This window comes from Arcicella aquatica (genome assembly GCF_034928825.1).
Taxonomy (GTDB): Bacteria; Bacteroidota; Bacteroidia; order Cytophagales; family Spirosomataceae; genus Arcicella; species Arcicella aquatica.
In genome coordinates, this window is the sequence record NZ_JAYFUL010000057.1 from 1 (window position 1) to 17,151 (window position 17,151).

At 33.2% G+C, this 17,151-nt stretch carries 8 protein-coding genes; 4 read left to right on the forward strand and 4 right to left on the reverse strand.

The window, feature by feature from the left end:
- Window positions 1–157 precede the first annotated feature (157 nt).
- Window positions 158–4,495, reverse strand: a complete 4,338-nt coding sequence (locus VB264_RS22105) for a T9SS type A sorting domain-containing protein (protein WP_323253092.1) — start codon at window positions 4,493–4,495, stop codon at window positions 158–160.
- A 410-nt stretch (window positions 4,496–4,905) separates the two neighbouring features.
- Here VB264_RS22105 and VB264_RS22110 point away from each other — a divergent pair, with 410 nt between their 5' ends.
- Window positions 4,906–6,390 carry an esterase/lipase family protein gene (locus VB264_RS22110; RefSeq protein WP_323253094.1) on the forward strand — a complete coding sequence of 495 codons (1,485 nt, stop codon included), beginning with the start codon at window positions 4,906–4,908 and terminating at the stop codon, window positions 6,388–6,390.
- A gap of 58 nt (window positions 6,391–6,448) precedes the next feature.
- On the opposite strand, the gene VB264_RS22115 is transcribed toward VB264_RS22110, so the two are convergent.
- The 3 genes from VB264_RS22115 to VB264_RS22125 all read right to left on the reverse strand — a co-directional run bounded on the left by VB264_RS22115 (window position 6,449) and on the right by VB264_RS22125 (window position 12,009).
- Window positions 6,449–10,591 (reverse strand): hybrid sensor histidine kinase/response regulator, encoded by a 4,143-nt coding sequence (locus tag VB264_RS22115; protein WP_323253096.1) that lies wholly within the window; start codon window positions 10,589–10,591, stop codon window positions 6,449–6,451.
- 429 nt (window positions 10,592–11,020) lie between these two features.
- Entirely contained in the window at window positions 11,021–11,548 is a 528-nt protein-coding gene (locus VB264_RS22120) for a ferritin (RefSeq protein WP_323253098.1), read from the reverse strand.
- Window positions 11,549–11,658: 110 nt separating this feature from the next.
- On the reverse strand, window positions 11,659–12,009 hold the full coding sequence (locus VB264_RS22125; protein ID WP_323253100.1) for a hypothetical protein: 351 nt from the start codon (window positions 12,007–12,009) through the stop codon (window positions 11,659–11,661).
- A gap of 408 nt (window positions 12,010–12,417) precedes the next feature.
- On the opposite strand from VB264_RS22125, the gene VB264_RS22130 reads away from it, so the two are divergent.
- The 3 genes from VB264_RS22130 to VB264_RS22140 all read left to right on the forward strand — a co-directional run bounded on the left by VB264_RS22130 (window position 12,418) and on the right by VB264_RS22140 (window position 17,122).
- Window positions 12,418–14,790, forward strand: a complete 2,373-nt coding sequence (locus VB264_RS22130) for a beta-L-arabinofuranosidase domain-containing protein (protein WP_323253102.1) — start codon at window positions 12,418–12,420, stop codon at window positions 14,788–14,790.
- A gap of 181 nt (window positions 14,791–14,971) precedes the next feature.
- Window positions 14,972–15,889: a dihydrodipicolinate synthase family protein gene (locus tag VB264_RS22135; protein WP_323253131.1), complete on the forward strand. Its 918-nt coding sequence runs from the start codon at window positions 14,972–14,974 to the stop codon at window positions 15,887–15,889.
- A gap of 231 nt (window positions 15,890–16,120) precedes the next feature.
- Entirely contained in the window at window positions 16,121–17,122 is a 1,002-nt protein-coding gene (locus VB264_RS22140; RefSeq protein ID WP_309917479.1) for a 4-hydroxyproline epimerase, read from the forward strand.
- The last annotated feature ends 29 nt before the right edge of the window (window positions 17,123–17,151 follow it).

The following is a 17,151-nucleotide window of genomic DNA, read 5'->3' on the forward strand; positions in this document are numbered from 1 at the left end:
TTTAGCAGAAACAAAATACAGAAAAACCCTGAAAATTGCCAATATTGACACTTTTTCGGGGTTATTTTATTTATAATGTATTGATAATCAAATAATTATATTACTAAAGGGAAGCCAAAGGACTATCAATTATATAAGATAATCCTTTAATTTTACGCTACTGTTTTAACACTTTAAATACAGCTTGTCTTCCATCTTTTTTAATTTGTAAAAAGTATGTTCCAGCACTAACTTTTGACATATCTATTCTTTTTTGTTCTCCTCTCAGTTTCTCTTCTTGGATAATTTTCCCAGAAAAATCTATTAATTGAATATCAAGCTCTTTATCATCGCCGACAATATTGATAATGTCAGTAGTGGGGTTTGGATAAACATTGATTCCTAGTTTTCCTAGTTCTTCCGTAGCAGTAATTAGTTCTAACTTTACTGTTGAAGGACTAAGAATAGTACCTGCTCCACAGACTTGATTATTTACTGAAAAAAGGCGATAGGAAGTATTAGCTATTGGGTTCACAGTTAAATTATACTCATTTACTGACGATGTAAGAGTTTTAGCATTAATTTCATCACTACCTAAAATAAAAGTAAAGGGAGGAGTTCCTGCAAATTTGATTTTAATTGATACTGGTTTATTACTCTCAAAATAATACGAACTTGTATCAAATCGTGCTGAAATTCCTTCTAAAATAGTCCATGGATACTTATTAGTTGTACTGGTTACATTAGAATCAGTGGCTATTACTCTGATATTATAACCAGTACTTGGCATGTAATCTTTTGGAATTTTTGCTACTAACGGGCTTGATATACCTGTAGTTTCAAGGCTCTTAAAAAGTTTCCCTTCATTATCGGATAATTGAACTGTAAATTTATTATTTGCAGAGAATGCTCCTAAAGTATAAAAATAAACATTGATACTCGAACCTGCACATATCGAAGTATTTGAATAATATTCATATAAGTTTACTTGTTTACTTGAGGGCGGATTTACAGTTATAGTAGCAGACCCACTAATTTTTCCTTCACCACAAGTATTTTTGATAGACTTTACAGTGAAAGTCTCTGTTTTAAGTGGTGTTAAATATATTGCAGGTTGATTATTATAAGAGCTTAGTTCAACAATTCCAGTTTTACCATTACTAAGTTCATAATTCACATAATCATAATAATAAGAATTATTACTAGGTTTATAGGTATCATTATTTCTTAAAATGAGGTAGGCTTCAGTACCAGGATTAATCGTTGAAGAACCTAATAAGGTCATGTCAAGTTTATTCACTAAAGTAATTGTTGTAATACTTTTAGTTTGAACTGGATTAGAGCTCTCCATTTGAATTTTATATGACCCTCTTTTCAAATTACTTCCGAATGTCATATTGTAAGCTCCATTCTTTGTACTTTTCAATAATTCCGTTTTAATATTGTTTTCATCAATTGCAAACACTTTAAAAACATTATCAGCCTCAAATTCTCCTTTTGAATCCAAATTGACATTTATTGTACTTCCAACACAAGTACTAATATTATTCATAGCTCCGAAATTCATTCCTATTACAGGCTTTATTATTACTTTCACACTACTTGAAACCTTACCTACCCCACATTCATTTAATGCTGAAGCTAAAGTATATGTTGTAGTTACTGCTGGAGCTTTATACTCTTGAATATAGTTATAATTGCTATAGCCTATTGTTTTGAAGTTTTTATCATCTTTAATAACATATCTTAAAGTACTACCATAAGAATAACTTTGAGTGGTGTTTGAATTGATATAAACCCCATTTCCAGCGTCTATTTCTGTTACAGTAGCCCCCCCATTAAATTGTAAAGCAAGATTGTTTGGTACAGTGACAAAATTTGCTGTAGCTACATCCGATTTAACACTATTGTCGTTGCTAACAATTCTAATATTATAATTGCCTGATTGCTGAAACTTATTTGGAAAACTTACTAAAACAGGGCTTTCTGTAATGCCTGTTTGAATTGTGGTATAAGAAGTATCAGAAGTATTGGCAATCTGTACAGAAAAAGTTGTTCCACTAGGTATTTGCCCTTTAATATTAAACGGGACTAAAACTTTATCTGTTAAACATTGGACATTGTTATTGTAGTTAGTGTTAATATTTAACATATTTTGAATTGAGTATGGAAGCACTGTCAAGGTAAAATCCTTACTTTTAACAGTCCCAATACCGCAAACATTACTAACAGATTTTATGCCAAAAGTTGTGGTTTTATATATGTTCATATTCATATACTCAGTACTAGTACTTGAAGAATAGGTTTCAATTATTCTAGAAGTGCCATCTTTAAATGTAACCAATTGGGTACCACCTCCATCAAGATTCAAGGTTACATTTATGTAAGTGCCTAGCGATAGGACTCCTGAAACATAAGAAAATAAACTTGCTGTTGGTTTTGCTCTTACTAACACTTTAAGTTGGTTACTATACAATAACGGATTACTAGCATAAATTCTAATATAATACTCTCCATTTGGTAAATCTAAAGGAATTGTAGTTTGCATATCTCCAACAGTAGCTTTTCCTAAAGTTCTATTGTTATTCGAATTATAATTTGATATTAACTCTACTATGAATTGGTTATCAGCTTCAAACTTCCCTTCTGTTAAGACTGATAAATCTAATTTATCACCAGCACAAAGCTCGACACTTGTATTTTTCTTTGATGAAACCTGAATACTATATTCGGCATTTTCTATCGTTGCATATTTATATTGAGCTGACCCTTTGCTATTTGTTCCGCAAACATTTGTAATAGTTTTAATTCCAATAGGCCCAGATTTAGTAACGTACACAGGAAGGTTAGTTGATGTCCGCCAGGAAGAAGATTCAAATTTATATTTTAAGTCATCCAACATTGTTATCTCGTAAGCACCACCGCCATCTACACTTATATTAATATTTGCTATTTGAGGCTTTTTAAAACTGATAAACGTACTCTCACTACTATTATCTACATTAGCTGATGGGAAAGTTGATACACGAATATAATTTGGGCTAAAGGTAATACCTTGAATATCATCTCTATAAACAGATGCATAGAAAGTATTGTTAAGGAAAGGGAAAGCCATGCCTGTGGGTATTACAAAAGATACTACATTGTCTTTAATAACCTTCCCTATTACATCTTGGGATGTATTACGAATATCCCAATAATTATTATTACTCAATCTCACTTTAACTGTAGCCCCAACTGGTAACGAAGCATTTGTTGAAAACTTTACTTCGCAAGTAGCTCCTTCACAATAATCTTTCCCTTTCAATGAATCGGTTTTTATCGCTTTATTGACCGTTATTGAAACTTTATTCTTCCCTATTCCATTTCCACATTCAGATACAAAAGACTTAATATAATATTGTGTTGTTTCTTTTGGACTAACATAAAAAGTAAATGAAGAAGCATAATCACCTGAATAGTAATTATTATAGACTTGTCCATCACTTAGCTCAACATAATAACTTCCGTATCCACTAACCGTAGCATTTAATGTTTGCATCTCTCCATATTTAATAGAGGTGCTTTCAGTAGTTAATTCAACTTTAGATTCGTTATGAACATAAAGTAAATTGGCAAAAAAATCGGACTCAATATTATTATCACTGGCTACTATTTTAATTCTATATGTCCCATTTGGAATATTTTCTCCAATGGTAGCTGTCATAAAATCATCACTTTCTGTATTGTCAAAATCATAGAATTTTGAACTACTATAGTAATCTTCAATACGAATTTTAAATTTATTATTAGTACTCCATTTCCCTGTTTTCTGTACTTTAACTCCGACTTGACTATTCTTGCAAATATGGCTTTTAGTAAGTCCCATAATCTTCAAACTATTATCAACTATTTTAATATCAACACTTCCTGTACTTTTGCCAACCCCACATAGATTACTAGCGCTTAAAATTCCATAAGCACCAGACTTATTTGTAGATATTACAATATTTTGGTTCGTACCATAACTATTATCAAGCTGTATATTTGTGCTGTCGCTCGTTAGTAGCTTAATTGGAGTCGAGCCATTATTTTTAATAGTCAATGTAACAGGTTCATTGGGGAAAAGCGTCTTCTTCTGAATACTAACGATTTCAATATTAGCAGGTAAATAAATATAATTGGAATAGTTAGTAGTTGTTACTACTGGCGATGAACTAACAATTCTTAAATCTGCGTAATTGCTATAACTGTTTGAGATATTTGTTACTTCGGTAGGCAAAGTCGCTATTAAATATCCCGAAGAATCTTTTGTTACTACATCCATCCAAGTACTCGTATAATTTGACTTGATTTGTACTTTAAATGCATTACCTTGATTAAACGTCCCTGTCGTTGTGTAGGCTAAATATACTTTACTCCCTAAACAAATATTTGACCCAAACGCAGGAGAAACTTGTGAAATTCCAATAGTTTGGCCTTTTACAAAAAAAGTGAAGAACATTAAGAATAGTGATAACTGTAAACTTCGTAGCATAAAATATTTAAATTAAAGTGATGGCTTTATTAATTAAAATGTGAAGAAAATATGTTCCTATAATTTTATAGGAGTATGTGATTTTTGATAAGTCTGTGTAATACTACTTTGCCCTTTCAAAGCAAAAGTGAAGAACATTAGAAGTAGTGAAAACTGTAAACTTTTAATCATAGAACATTTATTAATTTATAGAGTTTGTTTGTATTTATAGCAAAAGTATTTTATTTCTTTTGAATCTCCCAATTAATGTAAAATACTTTATCATGTGGTAACTATAGCTGTTGAATGGATGACCGTATAATAAAAATACTCATGCTTTATAAACCCTCATTTACTTTATTTTTATATTTGATTCTATTGCCTTTTTATCATTTATAAAGGCTTGAAAACTTTCTAAATCATCATTTACTATGTCTAAATTAATTGTTGTTTTTGTTCATGGATGGAGTGTCACAAATCTTGACACTTATGGAGAATTGCCTACTCGGCTACAAAATGAAGCCTTGGCTAGTGGCTTTGAAATTAGCGTTGAAGAAATATTTCTTGGGCAATACATCAGTTTTCATGATGAGGTGAGGCTGAAAGATATTTCAAGAGCTTTCGAGACTGCAATAAAGGATAAATTGGATTCTCCAGAAAGGTTTATCTGTATCACTCATTCGACAGGTGGGCCTGTGATACGTGACTGGTGGAAAAGGTATTCTTCGGATAGTAGTCCGAAATGTCCGATGAGCCACCTGATTATGCTAGCTCCTGCTAATTTTGGATCGGCATTAGCTCAATTAGGAAAAGGAAGAGTAGGAAGACTAAAATCTTGGTTTAGTGCAGTTGAACCTGGACAAGGTGTATTAGATTGGCTTGAATTAGGGAGTATAGAGGCTTGGACTTTAAATAAAAATTGGATTAATAGTAATGAAGATGATATTAATCCTGAACATGTTTTTCCTTTTGTTCTTATTGGGCAATCTATCGATAGAAAGCTATATGATAACCTAAATGCTTATACGGGAGAGCTAGGTTCTGACGGAGTAGTAAGGGTAGCAGCAGCAAATCTAGAAAGCAATTATGTATGCTTACAGCAACCATATCCTACTTCAACAAGCCCCCTGGTTACAAAAGATTTTGAGATTTCTATTTATAAGCAATCTCCCAAAACACCTTTACGAATCATTAAGGGGAAATCACATTCTGGTGAAGATATGGGCATTATGAATAGTGTCAGGATTTCGGATAATGAAGAAAGTCGGGAGACAATAAAAGCAATTCTAGATTGTATCAATGTACGAACAAAGACCGATTATAATAATCTTTATATACAATTTGAAAGAGAGACTAAAGAAGTTTTAAAAAATGAACAATTAGAAATTGATAGTAGCTTTTTCATTTCTAAGCGTTATTTTATTCATGACCAATACTGTATGGTTATTTTTAGGGTTATTGACACTGAAGGTTATCCAATAAAGGATTATGATTTAATTATTTCAGCAGGTGATGAAAATGACCCCAATCATTTGCCAGAGGGCTTTTTTCAAGACAGACAGAAGAATAAAAACAATCCTGAGAATATCACCTACTATTTAAATTATGATATTTTGAAGGGAACTGAGGCCATAAAGAGTGGAAAAAAAGAAATACGCCCGAAGCAAAAGGGTATTAATAAATTAGGCTTGAAAATCATTCCTAGACCTTCTGAAGGTTTTGTACGCTATATGCCTTGTGAAATTAAGGCTGATAAAACCATGTTCGACTATGTATTAAAACCCAATAGTACAACTTTAGTCGAAATCGTTATGCAAAGAATCGTAAGCAAAGAAGTGTTCCAAATCAATCCAATAAACGATTTACCTAATGGAGGTGATTTTAAAAAAGTACTTCCTGGCAATAATATTTTATAAATAAAAAAGTGCCCATCACCTTAAGAAAAGATGAATGGACACTTTTATCACCATATTTTTATAATGATTTCTTTTCTGTATTGATTTTTTTTCCCCACTTTTCTAATACGCTAATCAGGAAATCGAGATTAATCGGTTTACTTATATAATCGTCCATTCCTGCTTTCATACATTCTTCTTTGCTTTCTTCTAACGTATTGGCGGTCATAGCAATGATTACTGGCTGTGTTATATTCATTGCTCTAAGTTTAATTGTTGCTTCAATACCATCCATTTCAGGCATTTGCATATCCATTAAAATCAAATCATGATGCTGTCGGTCAAAAGCTTCGAGTACTTCTATGCCATTTTCCGCCAAATCTGCCTGATAACCAAGTTTGCTTAAAATTCTCAAGGCCAATTTCTGGTTCATGACATAATCTTCTGCTACCAAAATTTTCATTGGATACTTCTCAGAAAAATCATTATTTAATTTTTGTGCTGGCACAGTTGACCCTGATTTATCTATTATTTTTGGCTGTTCACTCTTCATTAAATTATCATGAATACTTTTACAGAGGATATGCTGTTTAACAGGTTTCATCAACACTGATTTAAACAAATTGGGATATTCCCGATAAAAAGTGTCAGATATCGAACTTAATAAGATAATTGGTAAAAATGGATTTTGTCGCTGAACTGCCAAAGCAAATGTAATACCATCCATTTCAGGCATTTGCATATCAGTTATTATTAAGTCAAACACTTCTTTAGCTTCAATTAAACCAATGGCATCTTTCGGACATGACGTCAAGGTAACACTCATGTTCCAATGCTCTAATTGTCCTTTCAGAATACTAAGGTTTGTCTCATTATCATCAACAACTAATACTTTTTTATTTCTTAATACGTCAAGATTAAAAGGAAACGTACTAAGCTGAGCTGAACTAATTCGGGTATTAATTTTAAATTTAAAGGTTGTTCCTTTTCCAACTTTGCTTTCTACCTGAATAGACCCACCCATTAAATTAACGATTTTCTCGCTGATGATTAGTCCTAATCCCGTACCACCATATTTTCTAGTAGTAGAAGAATCAACTTGCGAGAATGGTTTAAAAAGTTTGTCTATCTTATCTGGCGGAATACCAATACCAGAATCTCTAACCTCAAAACCTAATTCAATTTCGTCATTTTCTTTGGTTTGAACGATGAAAACTCTCACAAAAACTTCTCCTTCGTGCGTGAACTTTATCGCATTGCCAATAAGATTTAATAAAATTTGGCGTAAACGAAGGTTATCACCAATAATTTGAACAGGAACATCCCATTCTATTTGATATAATAAATCGAGATTGAGCGTTGAAACTTTTGCTGCAAAGACATCTAAGACCTCTTCAATACAATTTCTTAGGTTGAAATCGTGCTCATCCAATTCCATTTTACCAGATTCAATTTTAGAAAAATCCAAAATATCGTTGATAACCGTAAGCAATCCTTCTCCACAAGCATGAATCGTATCAGAATAACTCTTCTGTTCTTCATTCAATGGCGTTTCCTCTAGCAGTGATGCCATACCAATAATACCATTCAAAGGAGTACGGATTTCATGACTCATGGTCGCTAAAAAAACACTTTTAGCTTTATTAGCTCTTTCCGCCTCTTGTCGTGCTTTCAGCTCATCCTGCGTAGATTTTAATAGTTGTGCCGTCCTTACCTCTACTTCTTTCTCTAGTCTGTATTTTTGTTTTTGTACTAAATTAATTCTATACCTATAAAAACTTATCGCTAATCCTAATATCATCAAAATACCCAACATACGGAACCACCATGTTGCCCAAAATGGCGGTAAAATTTCTATGGTAATAGATGTCCCTTTTTCATTCCAAATTCCATCGTTATTAGAAGCCTTTACATTAAATATATACGTTCCCGGGTCAAGATTTGTATAGGTTGCTGTTCGTCTACCGCCAGCATACACCCAGTCTTTATCAAAACCATCTAATTTGTAAGCATATTCATTTTTTAAAGGTAACGTATAGTTTAATGCTGCATATTCAAATGAAAAAACAGATTGTTTATAATTTAAAACTATCTTCTTGATTTCGTTAATATGACTTGTAAGGGGTGAATCCTCAGCCCCTACAATGACAGATTTATTAAAAATATGAAAATCAGTAATAAATACAGGAGGAATAAACGTATTATCTTTTAAACTATCTGGATTAAAAAAGTTTACTCCATTCGGACCACCAAAAAACATTTCTCCACCATGGGTTTTATATGCCGCTCTTGGTTTAAATTCATTGCCTTGTAGTCCGTCTGAAATATTATAATTTTTAAATGTTTTTGTCAAAGGATTATACACCGAAATCCCTTTATTGGTACTCATCCAAAAGTTACCTTTTTCATCTTCAAGGATTGCATTGATAAAATCGTTTGGTAATCCATCCTTTTCCGTAAAAGTCTTGAAAATTCTAGTTTTTAGATTAAACAAACTCAAACCTTCTGTAGTACCCACCCACAAAAAGCCTTTTTGGGCTTCTTTAATGATTTGAATATTATTATTACTCAAACTATTTGGGTTGTTAGGATTCGCTCTGAAATGGGTAAATATTTTTGTTTTTTTGTTAAAAAGCTCTAGCCCGTCTTCTGTCCCTAGCCAAAGTTCGTCACCATCAGTCTCATAAATAGCTTTGACATAGTTATTGCAAATACTATTGTGGTCTTTCGGATTATGTAAATAATTGGTAAATCGTTTGTTTTTAATATCATAGTATCCCAAGCCCCCCGTCCAAGTACCTAACCAAAGGTTGTTGTCTTTACTTTTAAGCATGGTAAAAATACTATTAGAAGACACTGAGTTTTTATTTTTCGAATCTGGTACATGATGTTCAAATTGCTTTGTCTTGGTATTGAACAAATCGAAGCCTCCTATAAAAAAGCCCAAGGCTAATAAGTCTTTGTCTAACTCAACAACAGATAGTACAAAATCGGAATTAATACTGTTTTTATTGGATTGATTGTGCGTATAAGCTGAAAATGTATTTGTTTTTCTATCAAAAACATTCAACCCACCGCCATCTGTTCCTAACCAAATTTTATCGTCTCCATGTTCTAAAATGCTTAGAATACTACTATTATTCAAGCCATTTTTATCTACTGTTTGCTTCAAAAAAGTAAACTTATTTCCGAATTTTGGTAAAAAGCTAATACCTCCAGAATAAGTACCCACCCAAATATTACCAATGGAATCTTGGTAAAGGCAATACACAGAATTGTTACTCAAACTATTATCGTCGTATATATTGAAAGCAACAGTATTAAATTTATTCGTTCTTAAATTGTAAATACTTATTCCTCCGTTCTCGGTACCAATCCATAATTTACCCTCTTTGTCTTCCATAAAAGACAACACATCATTATAGCACAAGCTATTAGGATTCTTAGGGTCGTTTACATAATTGGTAAATGTATTGTCTTTATGGTTATATTTTGAAATACCACCCGTTAAGGTACCAATCCACATATTTTTCTGACTGTCTAAGAAAAGCGCCTTTATCCAATCGGAGGCAACAGTTTTAGGATTATTAGCATTATGAAAAAAATGAGTAAACTGTTTTTTATCTGGATTATATTTATTCAATCCTTCTTTTGTCCCGACCCAAATATTACCAAACTGGTCTTCTTCTAATCGATATACAAAATCATTACTAAGGCTATTTTTATTATGTTCTTGATGTCTAATCTGGGTATACGTATTCTTTTGCTTATCTAATAAATATAGCCCAGTGGTAGTTCCTAACCACATCCTATTTTTACTATCTTCAAATATATCACGGATAGTCAGCCTATGGTCTTGTTTAAAGAAATGTTCAAATATTCCTTTCTCTTGATTAAATTTATCAAGTCCAGCGGCAGTGGCGACCCATAAATCTCCATTATGATCTTCTAATAAATCATAAATATAATTATCGCTAAGGCTGTTCTTATTTGCTCGTTGGTGCTTATAAATGGTAAATTTATAAGCATCATATTTATTAAGGCCTTCGTCGGTTGCAAACCACATAAAGCCCTTTTTGCTCATAGTAATAGCACTGACGTGACTTTGGGATAAGCCATCTTTGGTAGATATACGTTGGAAGACTGGTTTAAATTCCTGCGAAAAAAGGAATGTATGCTTAAGTAATACAAAAAGGAATACATAGATATGTTTATACTTCATGGTTATGGTAAACAGTTCTTTGACTATTGGGTGGTTACAGTAATTAATTACTTCCCTATGGTACTATCTAATGGGAAAATAGCAAAAATTTTACCAAATATATTACTTTATCAATATTTATTAATATTTGCTTAAGGGGATAAAATGAATAAAAATGAATTTTAATATGGAAAAATTGATGCTTTTAATTAGCGTTAATTCTATTAGTGAATAAAAAAAGGTAGAATATTGATTAAAGAAAGGCTGACCGAAGAGTAATTTTTTATTATGAAAAAATCTTATTAGCACCTAGGCTAATTTTCATTTTACTTTTTGTTTATCAATTTTAATTTTATTTTTTAAGCATAAAAAAAATGATAGCCTTCAAAACTAATTTTGAAGGCTATCATTTAATAGTTAATTGACAGTTGTTATAAAAGTAATTTTCACTTACTCTTCACTGCCTATTTTTGCAATTTCCTTATCTAAAACAAATTTACCAGTAGCACTTTCTACTTCAATCAATTCAAATAATTCTAATGCACGACGAGCATTTTTCTCTTCTTCACGTTGTTCTTTTACAAACCACATCATAAAACTTTCTGTAGCATAGTCGTTTACTTCACGACATTTAGCAATAATTCTATTGATAGAATTTGTTACCGCTATTTCGCCTTGTAAAGCCATTTCAAATACTTGCTTGATTGAAATATATTCTTGAGCAACCTCTTCAAGTGTTGGTGTAATAGCTGTACCTCCAACCTCGTTAATATATTTGAAAATTTTCAAAAAGTGGGTTCTTTCTTCCTCAGCTTGTGCATATAAATACTCTCCAGCTTTCTCAAAACCGTTTCTATCCAACCACGAAGCCATTGCCAAGTACTTTTGAGAAGCTTCTGCTTCCATTTTACATTGTGCGTTCAACACGATTTCTATTTCCTCTTTGAGCGAAGTACGGAGACGAATTAAATCTTTCATATCAGTATAGTTATGTGATTCCTTATTTTTTTAACAATATTACGATGAATTATAACCAGATGTTATCATCAGGTTCAAAACTTACCGAAATATGGAATTAGTCTAAAAAATCATACCAGTGCCACATTCCCTAAAACCTCATAAAGCATTGAATTGAGGTCTAAACTGAACTTTGTGCCATCTAGTAAATCACGCAATTGAATGATTTCGCAGAGTGTTAGTTGAGAAGAGAAGTTATTTTTGGGAGACTGAATTAACTCAAAGTCATAATCATCTGATAAGTTAAATATCATCTCGTGAATGTCTACATTATGTACTTTTCTACGAAAAGTCAGAAAGTCACTCACTTTAAATCCCGTTAGAGTATCATTGAATTTTATATAAATTCTATCCGTCAAATCGCACTGCCAAGTGATTCCTTTCTGGTTTTTATACAATTCATTTAATTGATTCTCTGACATTTTCATCTGATAATACTATTGTTGAAGCTGTTTAAACTTTCCCTTTCGGGTTAAACTAAGTCTTTTAGAATAGCTTGTTCCAAAATTTACTCAACGTAGCGATGCTATGCTTCGCAAATTTTGAAAAAATCAATTCTAAAATACAAAACTTTCACCTAAGAAACGGAAAGTTTAAACAGCTTCTTGTTACTTCAATATTTATTGAACAAATTTAGTACGCAATAAATAATTTTCAAAACATTATTTGAAATAAGTCTAAATAAATTTTAATATTTTATTCTTTAGGCTTTTATAGTTTGATGTAGGCTAATATTTAGCTACTTCTTATTAATTCCCGTTAAGTCTTGCCCTCAGAATATTTCCATCTTTGTATCTACGATTATAGTAGTCAATCCGATTTAGAATTTTATGAAAAAAATATATTGTTATTTCTCATTATCAATTCTTTTGATAACCAACTTTACTTTATTAGGGCAATCGTATACTCCAGAAAAAAACGATAAGCGATTCAAAATAAAACCCGTAGTCAACTTAAAGGCTTATGCATTTAATATTAAAGATGTAACACTTTTAGAAGGTAGTCCTTTTAAAAATGCTATGGATAAAGATGCGGCTTATTTGTTGACAGTAGAGCCGAATCGTTTGTTACATCGCTTTTATCAAAATGCCAATTTGCCTACCAAGGGAGCCGTATATGGAGGTTGGGAAAGCGAAGGACTTTCTGGTCATACCTTGGGGCATTATCTTTCTGCTTGTGCCATGATGTATGCCTCTACGGGCAATATTGAGTTTAAAAAGCGAGCTGACTATATAGTAACAGAACTTACAAAATGCCAGAAAGCAAGAAAAACAGGATATGTAGGTGCCATTCCAAAAGAAGATACGCTGTTTGCAAAAGTTGCTCGTGGTGAAATAAAATCAAGTGGTTTCGACTTAAACGGTGGGTGGAGCCCTTGGTACACTGTTCATAAAGTAATGGCTGGATTAGTAGATGCCTACCTATATTGCAATAACCAACAAGCCCTCGCTGTAGTAACTGGCATGGCTGATTGGACTGCAAAAACAGTTAATCCGCTTTCACCTGAGTTATTACAAAAAATGTTGAAATGCGAATACGGAGGAATGAGTGATGTATTGGCGAATATTTATGCTATTACAGGGAATAAGAAGTATTTAGATGTATCGTACAAATTCTATGATGATTTTGTCATGGTGCCGTTGTCAAAAAAAATAGACCCGATGGCGGGTAAACATTCCAATACTAATGTGCCAAAAGCCATTGGCAGTGCCCGTCAGTATGAGTTAACAGGCAACGAGTCGGATAAAACCATTGCTTCTTTCTTTTGGGATATTATGGTACACAACCATAGTTATGTAATTGGCGGAAATAGTAATTATGAATATTGTACCGAACCTCATAAATTAAACGACCATCTAAGCGATAATACTTGCGAAACGTGTAATACTTATAATATGCTAAAGCTAACAAGACATTTGTTTTGTTGGCAACCTAATAGTGAACTAGGAGATTATTACGAAAGAGCGTTGTACAATCATATCTTAGCATCGCAAAATCCAGAGAATGGGATGATGTGCTATTTTGTGCCTTTGAGAATGGGTACTAAAAAAGAATTTAGCGAGCCTTTCAATACTTTTACTTGTTGTGTAGGTAGTGGAATGGAAAATCACGCCAAATACACAGAAAGCATTTATTATGAAGGAGCTGACGGAAGTTTATTTATCAATTTATTCATTCCGTCTGTACTTAAATGGCAAGCAAAGGGCATTATCATTACTCAAAATACTCAATACCCTACTAGCGAAAGCACCTCTTTAACTATTCAAACAAAAGCACCAAAGGCTTTTACATTACGCCTACGTTCGCCTTGGTGGGCAACAAAAGGAGTAAATATACATATCAATGGTGAAGTACAAAAAGTTGAAAAAGATGAGTCGGGATATTTAGTTATCAACAGAACTTGGAAGAATAATGACAAAATAGCGCTTAATTTTCCGATGTCACTCTATACAGAAAGTATGCCCGACAATGCTAATCGTATTGCTTTTCTATATGGTCCTTTGGTATTGGCAGGACAATTAGGAAAAGAATTGCCAGACCCCATTTATGGAACACCAGTTTTGTTGACAGACGATAAAAATATTAACAATTGGTTAAAACCTGTAGCCAATCAACCTTTGACATTCAAGATAGAGCAGGTAGGTAAGCCTTTTGATGCTACATTAATTCCATTCTATCAGATTTACCAGCAACATTATAGTGTTTACTGGGATTATTTTACGAAAGCAGATTGGCAAAATAGGCAAACGGAATATGAAGCAGAGAAAAAACGTCAACAGCAAATTGAAGCAATGACGATTGATGAATTCAGAATTGGAGAAATGCAACCTGAACGTGACCATCAATTAAAAGCCAGTGAACAATCTTATACGGACATTGCCTTAGGAAAAACAGGCAGAGAAGTTAGAGCAGGTGGATTTTTTTCTTTTCAGATGAAAGTAAATTCTGCCATAGAAAACATTCTTTTGTTAACTTACTTAGGCGACGATAAGGGCAGACTTTTTGATATTGTTATCGACGGAACAAAAATTGCCACTCAAGAATTAAAAGGAGGAACTACTGGAAAATTCTTTGATGTAGTATATCCAATTCCTACTTTACTTATCCAAGGAAAAAGTACTATTGAAGTGAAAATATTAGCCAACGCAGGAAGAACCGCTGGCAGAGTATTCGGCTGTAGGATTATTAAAGCAGAGAAATAAAGTAAGGTAGAGATTATGAGGTTTTATCATTGCTCTTTCTCTAAGATTACAATGTATTAGCCTCAAACTGAGCAATTATCATTTTAATAGGTTAATATCAATCTATATTTGATTAAAAATGGTAATTTTTGCACACTATTTTATTGATAATTTTGATTAAAAATAAAAGAAAATTATGGCAATCAATTGGAAAGGAGTATTCCCAGCAGTTACTACAAAGTTTAATGAAAAAGATGAGCTTGACTTCGAGCTTTTTGATAAGAATTTACAATTTCAGTTAGAAGCAGGCGTTCACGGAATTATTTTGGGTGGAACTTTAGGGGAATCAAGCGTATTGAGTTTAGAAGAAAAAGGTGCTTTAGTAAAGTTTACTGTTGAAAAAGTAGCAGGTAAAGTACCAGTAATTTTGAATATTGCAGAAGGAGCTACTAAAGATGCTATCGAGTTGGCTCGTTTAGCAGAAGAATGGGGAGCAGAAGGGTTGATGATGTTGCCCCCTATGCGTTATAAAACTGACCATCGTGAAACGGTTGAATATTTCAAAGCAGTAGCTAATTCAACTACGCTTCCAATCATGATTTATAATAATCCTGTTGATTATAAAATTGAAGTAACTTTAGCAATGTTTTCTGAATTAGTTGTGTGTGAAAACATTCAAGCAGTTAAAGAATCAACCCGTGACTTGACCAATGTTACTCGTATGAGAAACTTATTTGGCGACCGTTACAGTATTCTTTGTGGTGTGGATACCATTGCCATGGAACAATTGGTAATGGGTGCTGATGGTTGGGTAGCAGGCTTAGTGTGTGCATTCCCTGAAGAAACCGTTGCTATTTACACTTTGGTAAAAGCTGGCAAATTAGCTGAAGCAAGAAGTATTTATCGTTGGTTTATCCCATTATTAGAACTTGATATTCATCCAAAATTAGTACAATACATTAAATTGGCAGAAGCCCAAGTAGGGATAGGTAGCGAGGCTGTTAGACCACCACGACTTACTTTAATTGGCGAAGAAAGAGAAGCGATTTTGAATATTATCAATACAGGAATTGCAACAAGACCAACATTGCCAGATTATAAGTCTATTGTGATTGACTAATTTTTTGTTTAGTTTAACGTTTAGTAAAGTATTCTTAAAAACAGAATTCTTAAACCAAATCATATATATAATTTTAATGCTTAACACACCGAGAATCCTTTAGTGGGTTCTCGGATGTTAAATTCGATTATTTTCTGTAAGCTGTTTTATTAAAATTTCATCAACAAACTTTATTCTTTACAGCATACACACACTACCTTACGCATTTCGATTACTTAACCATACAATACTTTGAAAAAAACATTCTTTTGCATTGATGCTCATACATGTGGAAATCCTGTCAGATTAGTAGCGGGCGGTGGACCAACACTCATTGGTGAAAACATGAGTGAAAAAAGACAGCACTTTTTAAAAGAATATGATTGGATCAGACAAGGTTTGATGTTTGAACCTCGTGGTCATGACATGATGAGTGGGAGCATTTTGTTCCCACCACATCATCCTGAAAATGATGTCGCTGTGCTATTTATTGAAACCAGTGGTTGTTTACCAATGTGCGGACACGGAACGATAGGTACGATAACGATTGCAGTAGAAGAAGGTTTAATCATTCCTAAAACCAAAGGTATTATCAGAATGGAAGCGCCGGCGGGCTTGGTAATGATTGAATACAAACAAGAAGGAAATAAAGTAAAAAGCGTAAAACTGACGAATGTAGCATCATTTTTAGCTGCTGAAAATATCAGTGTAGAATGCCCTGATTTAGGAACATTGACAGTAGATGTATCTTATGGAGGTAATTTTTACGCCATTGTGGATGTTCAAGAGAACTTTAAAGGTTTACAACATTATACTGCTGACCAATTGATTAGTTGGAGTAGAACGATGCGTAAACGAATCAATGAGCAATATACGTTTGTTCATCCCGATAATGAAACCATCAACGGCTGTTCGCATATATTGTGGACTGGCGACGTACTCGACCCAAGCTCTACTGCTAGAAATGCCGTTTTTTATGGGGATAAGGCCATCGACCGTTCACCATGTGGCACTGGCACTTCTGCCAGAATGGCTCAATGGTATGCTAAAGGTAAACTTAAAAAAGGGGATAATTTTGTGCATGAAAGTATCATTGGTTCAAAGTTTATCGGTCGAATAGAAGAAGAAACTACTGTGGGTGGCAAGCCAGCCATCAGACCAAGTATTGAAGGTTGGGCTAGAATTTATGGCTACAATACCATTAATATCGACGACGAGGACGACCCGTATGCTTATGGTTTCCAAGTATTGTAACATATAAATTCATCATACAACCTGAGCAA